Annotated in this window: 16 protein-coding genes; 5 read left to right on the top strand and 11 right to left on the bottom strand. The window is 45.8% G+C overall.

The genetic code is table 11. The features are described 5' to 3' along the window. Positions 1 to 267: 267 nt before the first annotated feature. Together ACO0K2_RS01405 and ACO0K2_RS01400 are read right to left on the bottom strand one after the other, a co-directional pair. A complete protein-coding gene (locus tag ACO0K2_RS01405; protein ID WP_423014984.1) occupies positions 268 to 915 on the bottom strand; it encodes a hypothetical protein in 648 nt (215 codons plus the stop codon). A 2-nt stretch (positions 916 to 917) separates the two neighbouring features. Next, a complete protein-coding gene (locus ACO0K2_RS01400; RefSeq protein ID WP_423014982.1) occupies positions 918 to 1,838 on the bottom strand; it encodes a hypothetical protein in 921 nt (306 codons plus the stop codon). A 623-nt stretch (positions 1,839 to 2,461) separates the two neighbouring features. Here ACO0K2_RS01400 and ACO0K2_RS01395 point away from each other — a divergent pair. After that, the gene (locus ACO0K2_RS01395) at positions 2,462 to 4,411 is read left to right on the top strand and encodes an alpha/beta hydrolase family protein (protein ID WP_423014980.1); all 1,950 of its coding nucleotides are present in this window, start codon (positions 2,462 to 2,464) and stop codon (positions 4,409 to 4,411) included. Positions 4,412 to 4,497: 86 nt separating this feature from the next. On the opposite strand, the gene ACO0K2_RS01390 is transcribed toward ACO0K2_RS01395, so the two are convergent. From ACO0K2_RS01390 to ACO0K2_RS01355, 8 genes are all read right to left on the bottom strand, one after another. Further along, positions 4,498 to 4,878 (bottom strand): roadblock/LC7 domain-containing protein, encoded by a 381-nt coding sequence (locus ACO0K2_RS01390; protein WP_423014978.1) that lies wholly within the window; start codon positions 4,876 to 4,878, stop codon positions 4,498 to 4,500. A gap of 7 nt (positions 4,879 to 4,885) precedes the next feature. Then, positions 4,886 to 5,290, bottom strand: a complete 405-nt coding sequence (locus ACO0K2_RS01385; RefSeq protein ID WP_423014976.1) for a hypothetical protein — start codon at positions 5,288 to 5,290, stop codon at positions 4,886 to 4,888. A 40-nt stretch (positions 5,291 to 5,330) separates the two neighbouring features. After that, a complete protein-coding gene (locus ACO0K2_RS01380) occupies positions 5,331 to 6,593 on the bottom strand; it encodes an ATP-binding cassette domain-containing protein (RefSeq protein ID WP_423014974.1) in 1,263 nt (420 codons plus the stop codon). Positions 6,594 to 6,633: 40 nt separating this feature from the next. Then, on the bottom strand, positions 6,634 to 7,233 hold the full coding sequence (locus ACO0K2_RS01375) for a GTP-binding protein (RefSeq protein ID WP_423014972.1): 600 nt from the start codon (positions 7,231 to 7,233) through the stop codon (positions 6,634 to 6,636). A 756-nt stretch (positions 7,234 to 7,989) separates the two neighbouring features. Continuing rightward, positions 7,990 to 8,208 (bottom strand): hypothetical protein, encoded by a 219-nt coding sequence (locus ACO0K2_RS01370; protein WP_423014970.1) that lies wholly within the window; start codon positions 8,206 to 8,208, stop codon positions 7,990 to 7,992. Positions 8,209 to 8,580: 372 nt separating this feature from the next. Beyond that, positions 8,581 to 8,847 (bottom strand): hypothetical protein, encoded by a 267-nt coding sequence (locus ACO0K2_RS01365; protein ID WP_423014968.1) that lies wholly within the window; start codon positions 8,845 to 8,847, stop codon positions 8,581 to 8,583. An 80-nt stretch (positions 8,848 to 8,927) separates the two neighbouring features. Then, positions 8,928 to 9,662, bottom strand: a complete 735-nt coding sequence (locus ACO0K2_RS01360; RefSeq protein ID WP_423014966.1) for a Crp/Fnr family transcriptional regulator — start codon at positions 9,660 to 9,662, stop codon at positions 8,928 to 8,930. A gap of 374 nt (positions 9,663 to 10,036) precedes the next feature. After that, the gene (locus tag ACO0K2_RS01355; RefSeq protein ID WP_423014964.1) at positions 10,037 to 11,416 is read right to left on the bottom strand and encodes a D-serine ammonia-lyase; all 1,380 of its coding nucleotides are present in this window, start codon (positions 11,414 to 11,416) and stop codon (positions 10,037 to 10,039) included. A gap of 119 nt (positions 11,417 to 11,535) precedes the next feature. Between ACO0K2_RS01355 and ACO0K2_RS01350 the strand changes: the two genes are divergently transcribed. The 3 genes from ACO0K2_RS01350 to ACO0K2_RS01340 all read left to right on the top strand — a co-directional run bounded on the left by ACO0K2_RS01350 (position 11,536) and on the right by ACO0K2_RS01340 (position 17,331). Continuing rightward, complete coding sequence (locus ACO0K2_RS01350; protein ID WP_423014962.1) at positions 11,536 to 12,507, top strand: LysR family transcriptional regulator; 972 nt, start codon at positions 11,536 to 11,538, stop codon at positions 12,505 to 12,507. Between the two features lie 360 nt (positions 12,508 to 12,867). Continuing rightward, complete coding sequence (locus ACO0K2_RS01345; protein ID WP_423014960.1) at positions 12,868 to 16,203, top strand: pilus assembly protein; 3,336 nt, start codon at positions 12,868 to 12,870, stop codon at positions 16,201 to 16,203. Between the two features lie 282 nt (positions 16,204 to 16,485). Then, positions 16,486 to 17,331, top strand: coding sequence for a Crp/Fnr family transcriptional regulator (locus tag ACO0K2_RS01340; protein ID WP_423014958.1), 846 nt, complete (start codon positions 16,486 to 16,488; stop codon positions 17,329 to 17,331). Here ACO0K2_RS01340 and ACO0K2_RS01335 read toward each other — a convergent pair. After that, a complete protein-coding gene (locus tag ACO0K2_RS01335; protein WP_423014956.1) occupies positions 17,322 to 20,252 on the bottom strand; it encodes an alpha-1,6-glucosidase domain-containing protein in 2,931 nt (976 codons plus the stop codon). The two genes, ACO0K2_RS01340 and ACO0K2_RS01335, sit on opposite strands and share 10 nt — an antisense overlap. Before the next feature lie 561 nt (positions 20,253 to 20,813). Between ACO0K2_RS01335 and ACO0K2_RS01330 the strand changes: the two genes are divergently transcribed. Next, the gene (locus ACO0K2_RS01330) at positions 20,814 to 23,630 is read left to right on the top strand and encodes an ATP-binding protein (RefSeq protein ID WP_423014954.1); all 2,817 of its coding nucleotides are present in this window, start codon (positions 20,814 to 20,816) and stop codon (positions 23,628 to 23,630) included. The last annotated feature ends 30 nt before the right edge of the window (positions 23,631 to 23,660 follow it).

The following is a 23,660-nucleotide window of genomic DNA, read 5'->3' as shown; positions in this document are numbered from 1 at the left end:
AATTATCAAATAAGGATGGTTTATCAAATACACAAAAATTTGATTTTAAAGATGGACGGGCTAGTCACTAAGATTTCGATTTCTTATCCGCTAGCGCAGATTAGCCAGCTAGCGTTGCTCTAGGGTTGCCTTAAGCGCCGATGCACTGAGGCGAATACAAAACTGCTGCTTCTCAGCAATTATTCTAACTCACTTCAACCACGGTAATTATAGGTGGCTTGAATTTACGGGAGGGTTACACTCTATTTGCAATTTATAAATTTAACTTTAATTTGCGCTCGCTCCTAATGACGCTAACTGATCTGCGAAGGAAGCAATAATAACCGCCATGTTTTTAATCCCTAGTGGTCTATTTGTTTTGACGATATCAATTTGATGCATTGCATCTTTTAACTTTTCTTGAAAAAAACGAACCACAATTACTTTTTCTACTCTCGGAATAGGCGGATCAACCAACATCCACTGGTTATTAATTTCTACAGCACAGTAACGAACGGTTTCAAGAATAGGTCTATCTAGACTTACAAATTTGCGAGTATTTTTGCTAAACCACGGAGGAAGGCCTCTTCCTATACTGTAGGCAACTAAAGTAAAACGTACATCCATACAAAATTTTTTGCTACTAAAACTTCTCTGTTCTATGACTTCCCAGTCCGTTACAATTTTTAGTGGATCAAGATCCAAAGAGTAATATTCTGGACGAATATCAGGTAATTCTAGTGCCTTCTCATACGCCGCTTGTGCTGACTTACGAGAAAATGTCACGCGTTTGCCCCTGTATTCAGGATCGCCTTTGAAATCAGATTTTACAATATTGAGTAAAAATTCTTCAGGGCTATCTGCAATAGCATAGGTCGGGTATAACGCAAAGATTGAGACTATAGCAAATAGAGACTCTAATATTATTTTTACCATAATTAGTGACCATCCTGCACTTGGTATCGAAAGGTACCAATAACTGGTTTTCCAAAAAATTTAATTTGTTGGAGCTCGTATTGCTTATGACCCGTAGATGCAGTCCACATCAGGTCATTTCCATTTGAATCTTGACCAGCATAGATAGCAACATGTCCGTCAAATTGAAGAACATCGCCAAGCTGACGTGCATCATTAGTACCAAGTCTCTGGAAAGGAAATCCTTCTTGATCAGCAGCAGCACCAAATTGTCTAGCCATCTTGTATTCAAACGGATCGCCAACAGCATCGTAGATCTTATAAGTTGTTCCAGAACAATCTCCAAATTCTTTAATTTCCGAATTTGGACCAACAAGCTTATATGCTGTACCTTTCCACTTAGCCGCCTCTTCAACAACTAACTGTCCCTCTTCTTTAGATATGTACTGCCCGTGACGCAAGAAATTAAACAGGTACCCAAACGCCGCAGTTTCTGCTCCATTAGCAAACTTCCCTCCACCGAGAACAGAAGCCGTCCCACCAATAACCATACTCGAAATCGTCCCAGAAACAACGTCATTTCCTTTTATTGGCAAAGCTGCCTGAGAAAACGCTGCACTCAAAAAACCAGAGCCACATTTCGATCCCGCCATAACACTAGACGCACACCCGACTACGCCATGCAGTGCAACGCCTTGTACTGACCACTCACCCGGTGCAGCATTTCCAGAAAACGCGCCTTTGCCGTTGAGGTAATCACCAACCTCAAAGAATGCCGCAGCAGTCGCCGCTCCTTGCAGTCCACCTTTGATATTACCGGTTGCAACCGTACCACTCACAAAACCAGCAATTGCAGTTTGCGCTATCGGATTTTCTGTCAATGCGCTAAGCAAACCAGAACCTTCAGGACCCAGCGCAAAGTTAATTGCAATAGATACTATCATAATGGGTAAGTCGCATACCAACGAATACAGACGGCTATAATTTCCAACGGAAATCGCATTCGTTTGTATCAAGCATGACTAACGTCCGTTTTTAAAAGATGCTGAGCATAATTGATTTCGCTTTTAAAAAGTAAACGCGACGGAACCGTTTTGTCGGTAGCCAACATAACACCCCTAAGTCAGAAGAATACATCCGTATCCGGGTTTGTGTCCCAAAGGCGCTAACACGGAAGGCATGCAACTATCGCCATTCACATCTACGAATGTCTGCCTTCAGATTCAAGTCAACGGTCATTGCAATTGTCGCTGGAGATAGAGATCGCTCTAATAAACTATCCCAAAATGATAATTGCGACTGAACCATACACGACTTTAAAATGAAAATATTGCCAAAATGGCAGTTTTAAAGTACTTTTGAGCGAGAAAATATACTGCTTCAAAAAATTAAAATAAATTTGAAAATTCGGAACCGTGGCGCGTGGATTCCAAGCGACAAAATAAAGCATTACCAGAGGGATGATCGGGCATTCTTTTATTGCGCTTGCATTTCAATTTTAAACTTGTGCTGTCACTCCCAATACCTTTGAGATTTACATCTATTTAAATTATTGTGATTTAGGAAAATGAAATTATTATTCTTGTTTGTTATATGGAGTTGCACATTTTCATCAATTTCCCAAGCTGAGCAATTAGAAATTGAGCAGGCAATCGATTCTCGAGGGATGACCTATGCAAGTCTTTCGCCAAATGGAAAATACATCGCCAGTGTCATTTTTAATGGTACCAATTATGGTCTGGTTTTATATGATACCGAGACGCTCACTCCAAGGCTATTGACGTCAGGAGGGCGTGGGCGCGTAGGATTTTATACCTACACAAAAGCACCGCGCGAGATTACATGGGTTGATAACGACTTAATCGCGGTCAATTACGGGCTCGTCGCAGAGACGATCGATCTACAAGGCAAAAAAGGCAGAGAATTGGGTGAAGAAGTCATCGGCCATGCAGAACCTAGCGTACCAACTTCGCCCAATCTTTTAGTCTACACTGACGTCGAGGACGGGGATGTCGCTCTCGTTAATGCTCGTACTGGCATCAAAACGAAGTTTAGCACTCCTCGCGGAAAGATCTTGCGGCGTGCCTTTGATCGCCATGGTCAATTGCGTGCGGTCACCTTGGTTAATTCAGCGTTTTGGAAGGATGAATCGATCATATCCAATTGGTATAAAAAATCAGCTAATGCCGATTGGGAAAAACTGGCAGAGTTCAAAATCACCGATGAATATTGGTATCCAGTCTACGTACCGGACGAAGCAAACCAATTGATCGTTACTAGTCGTATCGACCGCGATACTTATGCTCTATTTAACTACGATATAGCACAGCACGCACTAACTGAGATGTTAGCAGGGCACCCGACACAGGACATTTTAAGTTTCAGTGGATTAGAACAGAGCGCATTAGAACGTGTGGTAACGGGCGGCATGGTGCCACAACAAATTTGGTTTGATGCGAATTGGGCCGCTGTGCAGCAAGCAGTCGATAAAGCGCTTCCAAACCATATCAATAAATTGAGCGGTGATCCAAAAGGTAACGTGCTGATCCATTCTCGAAGCGATACAGATCCCGGAAGCTGGTATTTATTCGATACATTAAATGGAACATTAAAATTATTTGCTCATCGCAAACCGTCTGTGTCAAATGCCACGATGCGACCGATGAAAATATATTCGTATAAAGCGTTGGATGGAAAAGAAATTCCCGCTTTTCTGACGCTCGCAAACGATAATGCTAAGCCTATGCCAATGGTAGTGCTGATTCATGGCGGTCCCACAGCGCGTGATTATTGGACGTGGGATGAAGAAGTACAAATTCTTGCTGCGCATGGTTATGCTGTGTTTCAACCACAATTTCGTGGATCGACGGGCTTCGGTCGCCGTTTTGAGGAAGCAGGATTTGGTCAATGGGGTCGCGCGATGCAAGATGACATTACGGCGGGTGTTAATGACCTGATTGCACAAGGTGTCGCTGACCCAGCGCGTATTTGCATTGTTGGTGCAAGTTACGGTGGCTATGCGGCTCTGTGGGGTCTGGTCAAAACCCCAGATTTATATCAGTGTGGCGTGAGTTTTGCAGGGGTCTCAGACATCGAATACATGTTCCATGATGGCTCCGACAGAGTAGGCCAAAAAACGGCAAGAGAATGGATGCTCAACCGCATCGGTGATGTGAACACGGAGAAAGCAAAGTTCGACGAGGTCTCCCCCTTGAAGCATGCAGACAAAATTCACGCGCCCGTTTTATTAATTCATGGCGAATTGGATCAGCGGGTCCCCATTTCTCACGCTGAAAAAATGAAGGATGCATTAGAGCGCCATGGGAAAAAAGTGGAATGGTTGGTTCTCGAGGATGAGGGGCACGGTATTTTCTATACCCGCAACGAATTTATTTATTACAACACGTTGTTGGCATTTCTCGACAAGTATATCGCACCAGATAAATCAAATACGGTGAGCGAACCCAGCACTCCACAACCAGCGTTAGCAACACAAAATAGCGATACCGCTCGTTAAGTCAGGGATTCAAACGCGATAAGCCAATTTCAAAAAGGTGCTGGGCATGACCGATTTTCTTTTAAAAGTCAATGCAACGGCACCTCTCAGCTTGCTTCAATCTTTTCAAACTCTTTGGATGCTTTTTTTGCTTCTAGAATTAACAGCCCTAACTTGACTTTACGATTAGCTACCACCGCCAATATGCCTGAGCCAGCTGGTGAAATAATCATTAACCCTGACGTTCCGTCAACGATGAGCTGAGCGAGCTCCCCTTTCTTCACTTCCATGACCGTGCGCTGCGCTAGTGCTAGCAAGGTTGCGCACATTGCTCCGAGCCTGTTTGAATTCGCACTCTGATCAAATTCAGAGGCAACGACGACGCCATCACGCGTCACAAATGCACAGCCATCAATTAACGATTCCGCCGACCGGAGTCGGCGTAAAATTGATTTGGCTGAGCTCGATACTTGTAGAATATCAGCCATTGATTTCTTAAAAACTAGATTCGACCGATGGCAATGCCAGGCGTGTTTTCATCAACACCATGCCTAAATTTGCCCCTTTTCTGCAGACGATCACCAGAACATGCTTTTGCGATTTGTTCCGTAAGAAGATGTGAATCAGGTTATCGCTATTGACAATAATTTCTTGAAAATAGTGACGACCATCTTCAGGCAAGCCGCGAGCAATGCGGAACATCTTTTCGATCGCTGCCACATTCGGACCTTGAAACAAATCAGCAGTCGCAGCAGCCACTAAATTGAGTACCTCGATCGGATGTGAATCAACCGTCTTCATTCCCAATACCATTCCAGAATCAAGATCAATGTATCCTGCGGCGATGCAATCAGGTACAGAAGAAATTGTTTTTTGCAGCTCAGTCTCGATATTTGCCATGACTTATCCTTTGATGTTGAAAAAACTCGTGAACTAAAATTTACAAACACATTGATGCAACAACTACAGCGAAATTCCTTAAAAAATTCATTTGTTGAGCCGACTCTATCCAAACGCTGTTTTGCGACCGAATATAGTAGATGGCGTCCATCGCCGTTACTTCTCCTCTTGTATGCCAAATCCACCAAGCAGCGAGTAATGTTCCCGTTCTCCCCTTCCCTGCGTGGCAATGAACGATCACGACTTCACCAGAACTCAACCACCAGTCTATTTGTCGACACAAACTCAGCATCGCCTCAATCGATGGAGCCCCCATATCAGTGACGTAAAACCAATAAAAATCAATGTCGTAACGCGCTGCTACAGCAGAATCAATGGGCGACTCCGTAGCCGAGATCATTCGCGTCACACCCATACTCTTTAATAACTTTAAATCGTGCTCGATTGACTGAATGATTCCAGGACGAGGAGCGCCACCAATTCTTCCTTCTACTAACCATGCAAATCCATTGGGCCCCCGCGCGATAACATGCGTTGGCACAATTTTTTTAGAACGTATCGATCGACACTGGGTCAGCGTTGTCATCGACACTGGACTCCATTCAAGTCGCTCCTGACATGATCCCGATAATAAAAATTCACGGCCAGAATCAGTGCTTGGATGCGTGAAAAACTCAAATGCATTTCCATGTTCTTTGACATCACCGTTTGCCAATAAAACGATGTCATCTGCCACTTCCTTGCACTGCGAAATATTGTGGTTGACTAACAGTACCGCCTTTTCAACACTCATTTTTTTGATGAGATTCAAGATAATGCTCGCTTCGATCGCCTTCATATTCGCAGTCGGCTCGTCGATTAAAAGCATGTCGCTATCAAGCAGAAAAAGGCTCAAAAGTTGAATACATACTTTTTCAAATGAGCAGAGCGTATCTGCGCAATCAGCAATTTTTGCTGCAATATCTTTGCAATCAAACCGCATACACAACGCGATCAGTTGGGGCGCATGGAGATCCAAATGTGGTAATTCAATTCCCTCATAGTCAAATTGTTGATGCGCACGCTGCCGCATTATTTTTTTCTTTTGTGGATGGAGTGGAATACTGATCTGTTCAGTACATTCAATACCATGCCTAAAAATCTCCCCCGACCATTGCGCCTCATCTGCTGACCATCGCACGCCAGAGAGGTAACGTAACAATGTCGATTTCCCCGTGCCACTCGGTCCCAAAATTGCGGTCACACCACGATCTCTTATTGCGATGTTGGCATTCTGCAGAATGGTTTTTCCGCGAAATCTCATTGAAAAGTGATGAAACGATAAAATGGGCACCATCAAATTTTTAAACAAACTCTTTTTTTAAGGTATTTTTTTTGAATTTCATATCGCCTTCTGTGATTGCAGCAAGCGCAATCAATGCAGAAATCACATCATCTTTTTTTCGCGTATCAACGATGAAAATGGGTGGTGCTCCGTACTGGTGATTCCAAGGAAAATCAATGCTTTCAACAAGGTCAAAATAAGGAGAAAGCCCAGCATCGCTCGTCTGACAATAATGGGTAATACCAATCACCATGGGCATGGAATGCGGCAGGCTTTTACTTAATTTTTCAAGCGTGGCACGCAACTCCCCCACTGGATCTTTCGACGAATGATTAATAAGTAAGAGTACGGCGTTGATTTGATCCAATAAAACGGTCAGCATAAATTCAAACCGTTCCTGCCCCGGCATTCCATACAAAACAATGCGAGAATGATTAGCAACGTTGATGACTCCAAAATCGATGCCCACTGTCGTTAACGATTTAATTTGAGCAATCGCATCGGTAGGAATCACTTCAGTGGAAATAACGTCTTCATCGCAGATTGTTTGTATCGCAGTCGTTTTTCCGACACCGACAGATCCGATGATCAAAATTTTGCTTTCACATTGAATAATCATCTCGAATCCACTTAAAAAAATTCTTCCAAATCGATTGCTTTGATACTTTGTTATTCGGTCGCTTTTCGCACACTTCAGTATCAGCTTCATCAACGATCTCGGCTCTATTGTGCTGAGTGATCGTGACGTGAGAATTTCTAATCAGTCCATCCAACAACATGTTTGTTCGATATCGATCTATCTCGAGCCGATTGGAGAGTAGATATTTTACGGATGGTCGATACGCTAAAAAGGCACAGATTTTGGCGATATCTATTTGATCCTCAATCGATTCCGCCCTTAAATCTGGCCATCTTTTTAATGTCACCACTTCAAATTCGGACGCCATTTTTCTTACCCAGGTTCTGAAGCATTTCAAATCGTTTGCCAACTCACATTGAGACTCGCTAAGAACTTTTTTAGTAATCTCTTTTCATTTACACATCGGTGCTTTTTAAACTACAACGCAAACAAGTAATCGTTGCGAATCAGTCTGTGATGTTATTTTCTGAAAATAGAAGAATGGGTTCAATGTGGAATGTTCTGTGCTGAACAAAGTGAACAAGGAAAGCCGCGGATTTATTTTGATCACGCGTGATGGAGTGATGGACGGATCGTCAATTGTGAATTGACTGCGTCACATGCTATACGAGCGACGCAGTCAATGAAAAGAGAGTGTGGTATGCGCTTTGGCGATGGTGTTGCTATTAAAGGTGAAATAACATCCCACCTCAGATGTCATTTTCTAGAAAAACTCAATACAGCAAATTGACCGAGTTAAAAAGTTAATTCGAGTCCAAGCATATGCACGAGCGCATTAGTGAATAATCCCAATGCAAGCAACGCGATGGCAAAGATAATAAGTACTTTGCCCGCTCCTCGAAGTGCAGCTCGCTTATTTGTCTCTTTATCATAATGCCAGCGAATGGCGAAATACATACCGATACCAAGTACGACAAGTTTGAACGTCACTAAGACGATTGGAACCCAATCCATTATATTCACTAACTTTCAATTAATTCATTGGCACGTATAGAACGTGCAGTCGTCGCGTCTCAACGTTAGCTCAACCGTTGATGTTCGATCTATGATGCAAGTTTTGTATTTAACAGCGTGATTGTGGTGTATGACGCCGAGTGCCGAAGTCTTTTTCCGCGTCTTTCTATGAGTCGGACCATCACTTCAGCGCGTACATATTACTTCAAAACGACGTTTAGCCATTGAGACAAAATGTCCCAGTTTGAAGACATGCATGACAAATATCCGCCTGTGTCGTTACTACGTCTTGTTATGCAAGTTGGAGCAAGATTTACATGAATCGTCGATAGGCAATAAACCGCAGTAGAGGTCTATACAAGTAAACCTGCCTCAGTCCGCCTTGTTCAACGTCCCCGCCGGAGAGAATGCGGATATCTGTGCATAGACGCCTAATCGCCATCCCATTGGCATCGATTCCGTCTTTGTGTGACATCCGACATCAGGAAATGTCTGTAAATTCGACATCACAATTTCATATCCACATGTGATGCAGCGATACAGCCCAGTGTGAGGTGCTAACGATCCGGGTGCATAGACAAAATCAAACGCTTGATCTCCTGACTGGACGAGAATGTTTGCATGCTTATAGAGTGCCACTGTCCATCTCCTGAGGGTATGACTTGAAACAATCCTGAAATTCATGGCAGACACGCACTGCAGACAATGGTTGACGATAGTTAGGAGGCTGATATGCCAAGGTGTCTGCTGAGGGCGATGCGTTCTAATTCATCAGGTTTAATAATTTCAATCTTCTTGTAGCCAAGAACAATCAACTCCTCAGATTCAAGTTCTTTCAACGCGCGGTTCACGTGTTGCCTTGAGGACTGAATTAAAATCGCTAGGTCCTCTTGCGAGATGCTGACAATACGCGTTTGTGATGGCTGCGACTTCGTTCCTTTGGGTTGTCCGTAGTGATGGAGTGCTGTGCTCAGTCGTTCTTTGGTCGTTCCAACGTACAAGAGGAGTGCTAGCCGCATGCATTTTCGTTGGAAAAAAATCGATGCCTCAGCCACCGTACGCCAGAGCAGCGGCTTATTGGCTAGTCGATCCAGAAAAATTTTTGTGGGCACTGCAAACACGACACATTTTTCAACGGCATAAAACTCGTAACACGGCGAATCAGATTGTGTATTTCGAAGCAACTGAGAAACGCCAATAATACTTGTTGGAAACATCATTCCGAATTTAGCTACCCCGTTTGTATTTCTCAAGCAAATCCAGACGGATCCGGTGGCGATAAACAAAATTTCGGGTGTTTCATAATCTTTGTACACCAACTCAGCTTTCTCATATTCACGGAGCTCGCCTTTGTCGAAAATTTCATTTACGTCAGATGCGTCCCACGATGCTAGCCAAGGGCTGTTGTCAATCAGTTTACGAACCAGAGGGCGACCAAATGACAGAATTTTCATGTCATATCTCGCTGGCGCAACAACGTAGACCAAGCTCTGTTGAGGACAACAATCGAATTAGTTGGCTTTCCTGTTGCTTGTGGCTATGGTTGTGGCGTTTGTGGCTATGTTTGTGGAAATATATGGGCACTGAATCACTTCCTTGCTGTTATTACCGCTACCTAAAAATAGACATGCGCTCATCGCAAAACGCTCATATTGCAATCTCAATAATAGTGTTTTACCAACTGAGTTCCCATATAACAAGATAAGATTGTCTACAAGAAGACTTTTGAATGAAAAAAAGTGGTTAACAATTTATTCTAAGCAACATCAAATGCCACGTTATTGATGTACATCTGTTTTATTCCCGTTTTAGCCAAACAAAACCATCTTCATTCAATCTTTCTGGTCATTGCTTCGCCTTGAGACAGAAATTCAGAATAGTCCAAATCTGGGACATGCAGTCCGCCCGTACTCCAAGCAATATGCGTGCTTTGATGAACAAGATGGGCTAAATCATGACGTTGAAGGTAACGTTGCCCCGCCGCTGAATTCAAAAGTTGACCTGGTCCCGCTAACCCAGCCGCTGCAGAAGGTTCGATGCGTATCCCTTCACTCACGAACAATTCGTAAAGCAAACGGAAGAGTTCACCGTCCGGTACAGTATAGACACCACCGATAAAATGTCTCACTTCGCGCGCCGCAAGCAAAGAAGCACGCGGTACCGCAAGACCATCCGCTTGCGTAAGGTTATTCAGTCCAAGATCATAAACTGAAGGATTACTTCCATAGCCAGTGAACTCACCAGACTCAAACAGCATTTGAAGCAAAAAGCAGGGAGACTGAATAGGTTCAGCAAAAAAGCAATGGACATGTTCTCCGTAGATGTGGTGCAAGCCAGTTGCAATCCCACCTGGTGCGCCACCGACGCCACAAGGTATATAAACAAACAATGGATTATTTTTGTCGACGACACGACCCGCATCGGTGAGTTGCTCTGAAAGATGTCTGGCAGCCGCGGCATAGCCAACGAACAGTGAAGATGATTTTTCGTCATCAACGAAATGCGAAAAAGGCTTTTGCATGGACTCACGACGCCCCGCGGCGACTGCCGCGCCATAGTCACCTTCGTGCTCGATAACGCACACACCATTTTCCCTTAACTTATTTTTCTTCCATGCCTTCGCATCTGCTGACATATGCACCACGACTCTCAAGCCGAGCTTCGCTCCCATCAAACCGATTGCAAGACCCAGGTTGCCCGTCGACCCCACAACCAGTTCATGTTTTGAAAGCGCCTCCCTGCTAGCGGGCGTCGCAAGTGCCGTATAGTCGCCATTTGGCATCAAGCCAAATTGCATTGCGCATGATTCAACATAGTCCAGCACTTCATGGAAACCCCCACGCGCTTTGATTGAACCAGCAATTGGCAATGCATGATCGGCCTTCAGAAATAGCGCACCAGACGATGACTGCATACCAAGTTGCTGTTGCATGCGAGGAAGATGCACCAAGTTGGACTCCATTTTTCCGTTGCTCTCAGCAAGTACAGGAAAGAGTTGCTGAAGAAGTGGTGCAAATCGTTCAAAGCGTCTTTCGGCTTCGACAATATCATTGTGGCTAATAGTGCCTCCGCTTTCTACAGAGCGAGTAGAACGTCCAGTCCAAAAAACGGACTGCAACGCACGCATCGTCAGCAATAAATCGTTGATCTCCCCAGATTGTTGGATCGTTGGAACAGCTCGTATACCTATGTCATTCTGATGTGTCATGGTGAACCTTTGGTCTGATTTCTTGATGTCACTTTAAATTTCTATGGGGTATTGGTCAATGGAGTTATACTGATCCATCATTAGTCTCACTAATATGTTAAGTTCATTCTCAAGGCCCCGTGAAAAATAGACTCTCGCCCTCTGTCTTAAGTTGGCTTCGCTGTTTCGAAGCCACGGCGCGTCTCGGCAGCTTTACACAAGCAGCCGATGAGCTCTGCATCACACAGGGTGCGGTAAGTCAACAAGTCAAGAGTCTAGAGCGATGGATCGAGCGCACGCTTATTCTGCGCACAGCCCGCGGTTTGGTATTAACGGTCGATGGAAAAAATTTATCTTCCGTTTTATCGAAGATGTTTCTCGAATTAGGAAACATCCTCGACCAAATTCGCCCTCAGCCGCTTGGAAGCTCCCTGATATTGAACTGTTCCCCTTCCTTTGCGATGGCATGGCTAACACCCAGATTGGGCGACTTTTTTCGTGCTTTTCCTCCCATTGGTCTACGCGTGACGGGTGAATTTCATGCGATGGATCGCACGCGCATGCAAGCAGATCAGGTCAATGCAGCCATCCGCTATGACTTAGGCAATTACATTGATCTGCAGGCCGAGCATTTTCTGGACGAGTGGCTCATACCTGTGGCAAGTCCTGCATGGGTGGCGGAACATCAAACAGCGATTCGTCAACGCCGTCTCGACGCTACACATCTACTGCATGATGCGGCCCCCTGGGATGGTGCGCAACCCCATGAAGAATGGATGACATGGCTTGACGCCACTAGTAATACACGCCTAGATCATCATTGGAATGACGGCCAATACTTCAATTTGTCACAGATGGCGATCGCAGCGGCAAAGGCAAATCAGGGAATCGCGATAGGACGACTCGCCATCGTATTTGACGACCTTCTATCGGGAAAACTGCTGGCACCGTTTCCCATTGCGGTTCATTCAAAAGCGGCCTATTACTTTGTAAAAACGGACGATAATTCTCAAGCAATTCAGTCGGTCAGGGATTGGCTAGCGTCTCAAGCAACGTCCTTTCACCATGAGAGAGATCAGCTTTTTTTATCTCTTGGTATTCGTTACCAGTGATATGCGTTTTGTCAGCGACCGTTCAATAGCACGCACACGTCCCACATGAATTCTTCTTACATCAGAAGAATGTCATTCCCGATTTTTTCCTTCTTTTAAAAAATTCATCACGTTGTCCACGTGATGCTGTCTTTTTTTTAATTCAAACGACTTTTCAACATTTGTTCGATGCTGAACAGTTGCAATTCTGATTTTTTCCCAGCGTTCATAAAATCGCCTTCATTCCATTTATTTCCACCGTTCTCAGATTGGTTTTTACGCTGATTGAACATGCATCATCTTGTGGGAATGAAAAATTATCGATTGGCATATGTCGTTGCGCACTTTGGCAATCACCTTTTTCAAGCTCAATGAATGACCATGAAATTAACCAAGTTAATCATTACTGGAGGCGTGACGTTAGTATTGATTTGCAAAGCGTCTTCTTTGCATGCACAGTTGGTTGTCAAGGATGTACTCACAGGCACGTCATCCAACTATGCATGGCAAACGTTTGGGGATACCTGCTTAACAGCGGGAGATGGGTCACCGAGTACCATCCCCGCTTGTACCGCGACAAATACGCATACAGGTAAACCGCATGTCGGTGGTGTCAATGGGCAACTGCCAGACCCAGTGGGACAAGGCGCATTACGTCTAACAAATGGCGGTAATGTTGACATTAACAGAACAGGACAAATCGTCTCCACACAGCCATTCAGCGCCACATCTGGCCTCCAAGTCACATTTACGACAGTTACCTACGGCGGCAATGGCTACGCCAACGATAGCAATATCGCTTCAGGGGCTGACGGATTAGCGTTCTCATTGATCGATGCAAGTTATCTGACCAGCCCCACTTCTAACATGGTGTTGGGTGCACCTGGCGCAAGCCTCGGCTACAGTTGCAGAAATGATGGTGCAGGCGGTACAAGCGGCGGCTATCTTGGTGTTGGCATTGACGAATTTGGTAACTATTCTAATAGTCAACTGACGACATCTGATGGCCTTCCGATTCAGACGCCAAATGCCATCACCGTCCGCGGTGGCGGTAGCGTGAATTACGCAGCGTTGAACGCTTACAATCCCACCTACTACCCATCTGGATTAACGCCAGCACAGCAAAAAGCGGGCGTCTTGGCGACATGCAGTAGCGGCTATTATCGCGCATGGAATGCGAGTACAAGCAGTTGGACGTCAACGAATGTGGTGGCACCAGACTATCGCGTGATTGCGGGCCCAGTCCCCTTTCCTGTCCCAATATCAAACCAAGAAATGACGCCAGGAGCAGGAGGCACAACATTGCCGAAACGTGGCTTAGCCACACCGATTACCTACTCCCTCAAAATAACCCCTAACTCATTGCTCAGCCTTGCTTATAGCATCAATGGTGGCGCAATGATCTCAATGATTACCAACCAAGACATCCGACAAAATAATGGTCCATTGCCATCGTCGCTACTCTTTGGTTTTACGTCGAGCACTGGGGCGGGCACCAATGTGCATGAGATCACCTGTTTCTCAGCATCGCAAATTATTATCTCAGCAACAACAGCGGGGACCAACTCAGAACAATCCGCCAAGTTGCAAGTCGGTTCACAAATTTACCTGGCCTTTTATCATCCCATTAACTCATGGGGACAACTACTGGCGGCTAATTTGCTCACGGATAGTTTGGGTAACATCACGATCAGTAGCAATCCCAACTGGGATGGTAGCTGCGTACTGACTGGCTGCTTATCAGGTCCAACTATTACCAGCGCACAAGTGCCTGCAAGCCGTAATATTGTCTCTTGGGACCCCAGTGCCAATCAAGGTATCGCGTTTCAGTATGCCAAACTCAACGCACAACAAGCTGCTGCCATTGGAGGGGTGGGATCTGGTAATGACACCGGTACAAACCGCATCAGTTACTTACGTGGTGATAGAACGAACGAGATCAACGCGGCGGGCATAGGAACTTATCGCACCCGAGACAGCGTTTTGGGTGACATCGTTAATTCGACACCGATGTGGGTAGGACCACCAAAAAGTGTGATGACGCTACCGACTATCGATGCGCTCTACAAAAATGCCTTACCAGGATACAGTTCCTACGCGGCATTTTCCAAGGCCTACGCCTCTAGAACAAGTGTCGTTTATGTGGGTGCGAATGATGGAATGCTTCATGGATTCCGTGCAAACAATCCCAACGATGGACATGAGATGATCGCCTACGTTCCGAACGCGGTCATCAACACCATCCACTCAACGAACCCAGTGCTTGATTTTAGCTCTCCCAATTACGGTCATAATAGTTTCGTTGATGCAGCCCCCGCTTCGGGTAGTCTTTTTTATGCCAATGCGTGGCATACCTGGATCATTGGCGGACTCGGTGGTGGCGGAAATACAAATGGGGTTATTAATGATACGAAAACGGTAGGGAATGGTGTTCTCTATGCCCTTGACGTTACAGATCCAGCGACGTTTCAAGAGAGTGACGCAGCAAAGCTTGTCATCGGTGAATGGAGTTCATCCACAATTAGCTGCACAAACGATGCAAATTGCAAAACAAAACTCGGACAAATTTTTGGGACGCCAGTCGTTCGTGTTTTACACGACGGGAATTTTGCTGTCATTTTTGGAAATGGACGCAATAGTGCTAATGGCACTGCAGGCATTTTTATTATGTCTGTTAATCGAACGAGCGGTGCTATCTCCTTTCTTTATTTTGATACTGGTTCTGGATCGACATCGAATATCAATTGGATTGATCACGTCACGCCAGTCGACCTCGACGGTGATGGTGTTGCCGATTACGTCTATGCAGGTGACGCTTATGGTCAAGTGTGGCGTTTGGACTTAACAAGTAATAGTCCGAGTTTATGGAGCATCAATAAAAAGGTATTTACGACAGCAAGCGGACAACCCATCACAACAAAGATTTCCGTCAATTCAAGCATCCTCTCCGCCAAAAATCCGTTAATTATTCTCAACTTTGGCACAGGGGTACAGTTTCCACAAACACTTACTAGCAGCATTACCTACGCAACGACTCCACAGGCATTATATGGCGTTTGGGACTGGGATATGTCGACGTGGAATAGCATGAGCTCTGCCAAATATGCCTCACTGCCTGCGCCACAAAATGTGGGAATTGGTAATCTACAGCTGCAAACGATTACTAACTATACCGCTGGCGGTAGCATCACGACTTACCGAACTGTGAGCCAGAACCCAGTTTGCTGGGCGGGCTCAACGACCTGCGCAGGCAGCGCCAACACCCAATTTGGATGGCAATTGCCGCTACCAAATACAGGAGAGCAAATTATTTACAACCCTGTGATGCAAAATGGGGGACTGTTTGTCAACACCACCATCCCAAGTGTCAATCAAGTGATCACGTGCTCAACGCAAGGTGCTTCAGGATTCACGATGGCACTCGATCCAAGCACAGGCGGAGCACCGGTTTCATCGTTCTTCTCCACCGCATCCTCTGCAGCAGGTATTTCGCCACCTTCCGGTTCTGTGATCGCTGGATTGGGTCTCAACGGAACAGGGACACCGACGTTTGTTACGTCGTCGACCACCAATCAAGGAAGTAACCCTAGTACAACGGGCTCCGTGACTAAGCAATACATGATTCAACAAACGACCAATGGAGCGGGGGTAGCCGTCGAAGTTAATTCCGCTGGCGTTAGTATTGGAAAAAGAATCACGTGGGCTAAATTACGCTGATCGCGTTTAATTTCCCTTATATACAACAATTGGAATATCACTGATACCTCGGCGTCGCATTCGCCGGGGTTCTCTTCAATGCCTATTTCCCTAGAGCATTTCTTGACACTTGCATTGATATACCGATAGCGGTATTCATTCTTACTTAAACAAGTGTCTAGCATTAACTATTTTCTCAGCATAAAGTTAACTTTCCTGTCGACATCATCTAGAGACAAAAAGCCGTTTTTTACGCTCTGTGTATATCGTGCTTTATTCAAAAATTTCTTCAAGAAACGACAAATGCTAAAGAAAATTCTCCTCGATATTTTGAAACCTTTACAGATAAGGGATGAAAAAAATATAGAGCGTATTTTTAAAAATTTTAGTTTCCGCAACTATGAAAAAGGAGACATTATTTTTGAACAGGGAAGTATTCCTGAGCACTTCGTCTTTGTTCTCGATGGTTTATTAGCCGGAAAAATCTTGAATAAAGTGACAGAACAGAGATATTCGATTCTTTTTTTCCCGGGACGTTGGTGTTGTGAAGAATACCTTTACGAAAATTATCCTTTGTCCCTCAATATGATCGCGGAGGTTGAATCAAGCCTGATTGAAATTCCTTTTTCGATTTTGCGCGAGGTCATTGCGACGGAATCTCATGTTGGTGAAAAATTTCTAAACGCCATCGCGATTCAAGCCGTCCGCCAAAATTACATCACCCTCCGACGACTGTACTCCAATGCCATCGGTAAAATTTTTTACACTCTTCTTTTTTTGGTAGAAGGCAATACATTTACCTTAACGAACGTGAGGACTGATGACGAGATACGTTCAGATCGATTGACCATCAATATCTCACAAGAATGTCTAGGAAAAGTCAGTGCAGCAGGCCGTACAACGACGTCCAATTTACTGAAATACTTTGAGATGTGTGGGTTACTGAAAGTGGGCTATAACCGGATTGACATTCACCATCTAGACCAATGGCTACAATGTGCCCACCGAGAGGCGTTTAGTACTGAATGGGACAGCGAACTAACGCTTGATTCAGCAGTGAAGAAATTACGGCACGAACACAACGACGGGAACTTTATCATCACATCCAAAGCCCCCGCCATGCATCTTATTAATCGCTCTTATATTTGAACAAACACCGCCGTTGTTCGCGCTGGCACTGTGAACACGCCTGTATTAAACCCCGCTGTCTTCACTATACTATCGCTACCATTGCGTTGAACTGGATGCAATTGAACAGTCGCACCAGCATAAAATGGAATCGTAAAACTTTGCGCAATTTTGTTCGCATTAAATAACACGATAACGCTCTTATATTTACTATCCCCACAGCCCGATGCACCAGAAATTCTCATCACGATAAGGCCCGCTTGTTGTGAAGATTGATCAGGGAAACTGACACAATTTGAAATTGCTGCAGCGGTCTTCAAACGGAACATGGTCGTATCCTGTCGGATTTTGAGAAAATCCTGAAACGCCAATGTCGCGCTACTGATGTCTGCGCTCGCAGGCGCAAGGGCTACATTGTTGAGCAATGGCGTCATCACTGCCAAATTCGCCGCATTATTACCAGTATTTTGCGGCGGTGCGCCGACGGCCCAATTATTCCCCCTACCCGTCCAATCAATCAGATTGAAATAGTCGCCTGAATTGTAGCTATTACTATCCATCGATTTTGACCGAAGCATATCGTCACCGCCTTGGAAAAACGGCACGCCTTGCGCCAAGGCGACTAAGGACAAACCAACGGTCTGCGCACGAGCACGGTCACTAGCGGACGTGGCGACAGGGTGTTTGTATTGGCTAAGATCAAAGAGCGTCTCATTATCATGTACCGAGACATAGGCCACATTCTCTTGCGGCATCGCCGTGTAACCCGTGGGCAATCCGAAATAATCGAGTTTTGCACCAGAGGTCGTCGCATTGAGCTGGAACGTGGACAGATTACCCGCTAAGCCGACGCTGATCCGACTCTGCAATAAAAACAGACATTGTTGCTGCGTCATCGAACCAGACGAACAGCCCGATACATTCGCTGTTGTCGTATTGCATCCTGAGCCATCGTTATTATCGTAGCAAAGCCCGTTGATAAAGCCTTGATGTGACACCATACTTCCACCACTATCAAAAGGACTTCCTCCACGTACCGCATCTCTCAAGCGATCATTAAAGGTACCAATACCCGTGCCACTCATTGCCGATTGCTGTGCATTGACAAAGTTCAGACCTGTCTGCGTCCATCCCTCACCGTAGAGATACACACCTGGCCCGGTCGCTGTGCGACGCCCATCGCTCAAAGCCACTTGATTCAGCGCGCTCTGCACGTCGAGCATCACTTGCTTTGGAGTCAAACTCATAATGTCAAAGCGGAAACCATCGACTTTATATTGTCCTGCCCAGCGAGCGAGTGTGTCGATCATGAGTTTTTCAGTCATCGCGTTCTCGGTCGCGAGATCAGGCCCAGCACCGGACACCGAGGTTGGATTTCCGTTGGCATCTAGTCGATAGTAATAACCCGGTACGATTTGATCCAGAATGGAATTCGTATTTTGACCCGCTGCGGCAGTGTGGTTGTACACCACATCCATAATGACGCGTAATCCAATCGTATGGAGACCCAACACCATATCGCGGAATTCCCGGACACGCGCAGCGCCATCGTTGGCGTTGCTTGAATAGCTACCTTGCGGTGCGCCATAGACAAGCGGATCATAACCCCAGTTAAAACAATCGCTATTCTGACTTGCAACAACCGCTTGTTGCGCATTCAATCCAGCGCCAACAGAGGGCGCAATGCTCGGTGAAGCGCAATGAAGTTGATCGATGCTGGCAAATTCAGCGGCAGGTAGCAAATGGACATGCGTCAGACCTGCACGCGCAAGTGTCGCCAAATGCAGCATGCCATTCGTTGTCGTGGCGTTAGCAGGAGAAAACGCCTCAAATCGCCCCACCGATGCCGCCGCAACACTCGCATCCCCCGAAGAAAAATCACGGACATGCAACTCGTAAATCGCACTGTCCGTTCCATCTAAGGTCGCTGGTAAGTTTTGTGTCGTCCAACCACTTGGCATCGTAACGGGATCGGCTAAGTTAAGCACCATCGAATGATGATTGCCAGGATTCGTCAAATCCAATGCATTCATTGAAACGGCATAAGGATCGGCGACGGTATTGGTGACGACGGTTCCCCCTGCGGCATAGGGAGAATACACATTCACGGTGTAACTGTAATACGCGGTATTAGTCCAACTAGTGTCGCTTGCCGTATAAGTCCAGATACCTGTGGCAGCGTTGAGGCTCATTGGCACCGTGGTCGACGGCGTAGTAGCCGTCGCTGTCGGATACACGTTTAACGCCACCGATTTTGCGGTGGGTGCCCATAAACTGAAAGTAGGAATGCCCGCTGAAAATGTCACGCCAAGCGATGAAGTCTGCGTCGCACTTTGCTTTGTCGGCGAATAGAGATTATCTAAGAGCGGTGCAATTTGCAGTTGGGTGCCATCAGTCGCTACGCCGTTGCTAGCGGTCTGAATCACCGCCATTTCACCGGATAATGCGGACGCCATTTGTGCCGCAGTGAGTGGCGTTGTTAATTTTAAAACCGTCGCATTAGCGTATTGCGGATATTGCGCTTGCACCGACGCCGGTAAGCTGCTGAAACCTGCTGTCACCACGGACATCGGATACTGCGCACTATTCCCGCTCATGACACCAGAACTATTGACCGCTAACCCACCTGCGTTGGCGATTGTTAGTTGGTATTGCGCAGTGGTGCTGGCATTGGGCCAAACAACGGTATCTGACGTGAGCCAGATCGCCTTGGATGCATTAAAACTGATCGCCACGGGTGTCGGCCCCGTTGGTGTGGACGCCCCAGAGCCACTTGCTGCCGGTGCCCCACCTCCTCCGCCACCACACGCACTCAACAGCAAGGTTGCTGATGCGAGTACTGTGATCGCAATGCGATGAAAGCTTATTTCATGAAACAACTGATTGCTTGAGCTATCGCCCGAGTACAAATGAACGCATGGCTGAATCGTCTTTTTCTTCATCACCGTCTCCGTGTTTTACATTGTATTTTTTATATTTTTATGGCTAATGAATTAGCCAATGAGGTATGCATCAGGGTCTATGCCCTACACCATTATGTAATTAAACTAAATACAATGTAAACGATAACATACGGCAAGACGCCACTTTTTCACTCACTAATCTCACAAATTCTTTAATAATCAACAATTTACAAATTTTCACGAAAAGTAAATTGTAGCCAAACTACATCAACACACCATCTTCATCACGATGTGAACTATCAGGCGTATTTTCCAGTCAAAGAGGATATCGAGCCCACTAAACAAGTGATCGTTCCTAACTAACCATCTGACAATATTTGGCAATTTTTACTCAATGGAATTCGGCTTTTCTGGGGTAACATCTCTTCATAATGTTGCTTGCGACGCTATCACGGCATTGTCTTTGACTGCCTTATAGGGTCACTTGAGATGAGCGACTCACTATGAGGCGCGGTGCTCTTGACAATGCAATAGGGCTGTCATTGTTGATGCTCGCACCGCTGAAGGGCAAACTCTTCTCATCAATTGGAGATGCATGGTATGGAACTCTTTGTCAGTAACGATACTGTTTCAGAACTGGAACAGGCGTTCATTCGTCATACGAATGAACCACCGGTATCGCTACTGATTCACCTTGCTTGGTCAATGCGTCAACGTGATACGCAGCGCGCCCTCAAATTATGCGACCAAGCAGATGAGAAACTCAACGCGTCCCAACAGCAAACAGAGAAAAAGAATCAATGTATTGCGCGCGTATTGTTAATTCGCGCGGAAATTGCGCTGCTCAGGGCACATTTTGTCAACGCCCGGACACAAGCCAACGCGGCACTAGAGCACTTCACACTCGCTCATGATGACGTTGGTCTCGCTGATACGCATTGGCTGTTTTCCATTCTTGAAAATGACGCTGGTGATATTGAATTACAGCAAAAGGAACTGGGACTGTGCATGACGCATGCGACCGCCGCAGGCGATCAAATTCGTTTTGAAATTGCCAACGCATGCAATGCACGCCTCAAAGTGTTTGAAATGCGTTATCCAGAAGAGCAGAGTCTCGTGAGCCATTTTGATCACTTGCAAACCCAAAAAGACCAAGGGCTGCTGACCTGGGTATTCAATTTTCTTGCCGGGCAAGCGGTGCAATATAGTGACTTCGCGACGGCAACTGCACTCTTCATTCGTGCGGCTGACGCCGCATTACATAGCGGTCAGATTGCCCGCGCCGTTGCTGCCTCGTCCAACGTATGCTTCTCCATGGCACGCTTAGGCGATCATGAGTCATCACTCAAATGGGGCCATCGTGCGATCCAACTAGCGCGCCAAAAAGATTGGCCCATTTCTCTCGGCGTGAGTCTGGTACAGACCGCAGAAGCATTCCTCAAAATAGATCAATTCGATTCGAGCAAAGAATTATTGAATGAAGCGCTGAGAATTCTAAGCAAAGTACCCAATACACGGAATTATTTGCTTGCGCTTCGATCCCTCGGCGAGATCACGCTTGCGCAATCAGCATACGACAAGGCCTATGACTGCTTCAAACAGCTGTATAGCCACCCTCTCGCCCAGTTACAGCTCGACTTTCAGTGCATATCACTGAGGGGTCAGGCGCAAGCATTATTGGGGCTAGAGAGAATTGAAGCCGCATTAAATGCCGCCAATCTAGCGCTTGAGATCGCAACAGAAAACCACTATCAAGAACATCAGATCCTGTCTTTATGGGTTCTGGCTGATATCTATTCTGCAAAGAATATTATTCATGGTGCCAGCCCAGAACAAAACCAACTCGCGCTCGATTATCTGCTCAAAGCAGTCGCCATTGGTAAGCAGATTCAGGATTACACGATTCCCGACAAGCTCTATTCACGCATTGCAGAAGAGTACGCAAAAAGAGACGAATATACTGAAGCCTATCGCTATTCACTCTGCGCCTTTTCATCTCGCGAAAAAAGTCTCAATGCCGATATCAGCAATAGTGCCATCGCATTGCAGCTCAGGTTGCAAGTAGAGAAGGCGATTAGTGATAACGAACACCATCAAGCCATGGTGGAAGAGAAAGAGCGGCGCGCACTACTGCTTGAAAAAAATAATGAGACCTTATCGATCTTAGGGACGATCGGGCAAGAAATTACCACGCAGCTCGAATTAGAGAATATTTATCAAGTACTCCTGCATCATGTCAATAATTTACTTGATGCAACACATCTATCGATCTGGCTCCTCGACAATACCGGTTCGACACTGACGCTCGCGTATGGCATGGAAGCAGGTACGCGCCTATCTCAGTATGCTTTTCCTGTTGATAGTCCCGTTTATTATTCTTCTCGCTGCGTCCGAGAAAGGCGCGAAATTTTGGTCGAGCTTCTCGATGACATTAATACAGCATCACAACTCCCCGGCACCTTAAGCATGGAAACGTTGTTGTTTGCGCCGTTAATTGTCGCGGAAAGAGTCATTGGCGTCATGTCAGTCCAATCGCCAAAACAACGCGCCTATCCGGAAAGAGAGCGTCTTATTTTTCGTACCCTGTGTTCCTACAGTGCGATCGCACTGGATAATGCACATGCCTATCAGCAACTGATGGATGCAAGGCATTTATTAGTGGATCAAGAAAAAATGGCAGCGCTGGGGTCACTGGTCGCTGGTGTTGCGCATGAAATGAATACGCCGATTGGCAACAGTCTTTTAATCGCCAGCACCATCGCTGAAAAAACCAACACTGTGATTGAACAGATCCATCAGCAAAATTTAAAGCGGCGAGATCTCGACGACTATCTCAAAGACGTACAACAAGGTTCGAAACTCATTCTCAACGGACTCACTGCGGCGGCAACGATGTTAAGCAGTTTCAAACAAGTTGCAGTGGACAGAAATACCGAACACAAACGACGTTTTAACCTGCTAGAAACATGCCAAGATATTATCGCGTCTATGCGAAATCGTATCGTCAATTCAGCACATGAATTACATCTTGATATCGCTCATGATCTTGTATTGAACAGCTATCCTGGACCATTAGGCCAAGTGCTGACCAACATGATCGAAAATGCCTTGCTCCATGCGTTCGACGGTCACAGCCATGGCCAGATGACCATGAGTGCCGAAAGAGTCGGTAGTGAGCAAATCAAAATTTACTTTACCGATGACGGCAACGGCATTCCAGAAAAAAATATTCGGCATATTTTTGAGCCTTTTTTCAGCACTCGATTCGGCCAAGGAGGGAGTGGCTTAGGGCTCAGTATCAGCTACAACATTGTGACGTCCATCTTGCATGGGCAGTTAAGCGTTAAAAGTAAGCCCGGTGAAGGTACTTGCTTTACGCTCCTTTTGCCACTTGAAGCACCCGATATGGTCAATTAACGCTCACCGACCTGACAAATAACGGTCGCT

This window comes from Undibacterium sp. MH2W, from assembly GCF_049340215.1.
Classification (GTDB): domain Bacteria; phylum Pseudomonadota; class Gammaproteobacteria; order Burkholderiales; family Burkholderiaceae_D; genus Undibacterium.
Note: the sequence above shows the minus strand (reverse complement) of the source record. Positions and strands in the feature narration are given on the sequence as shown.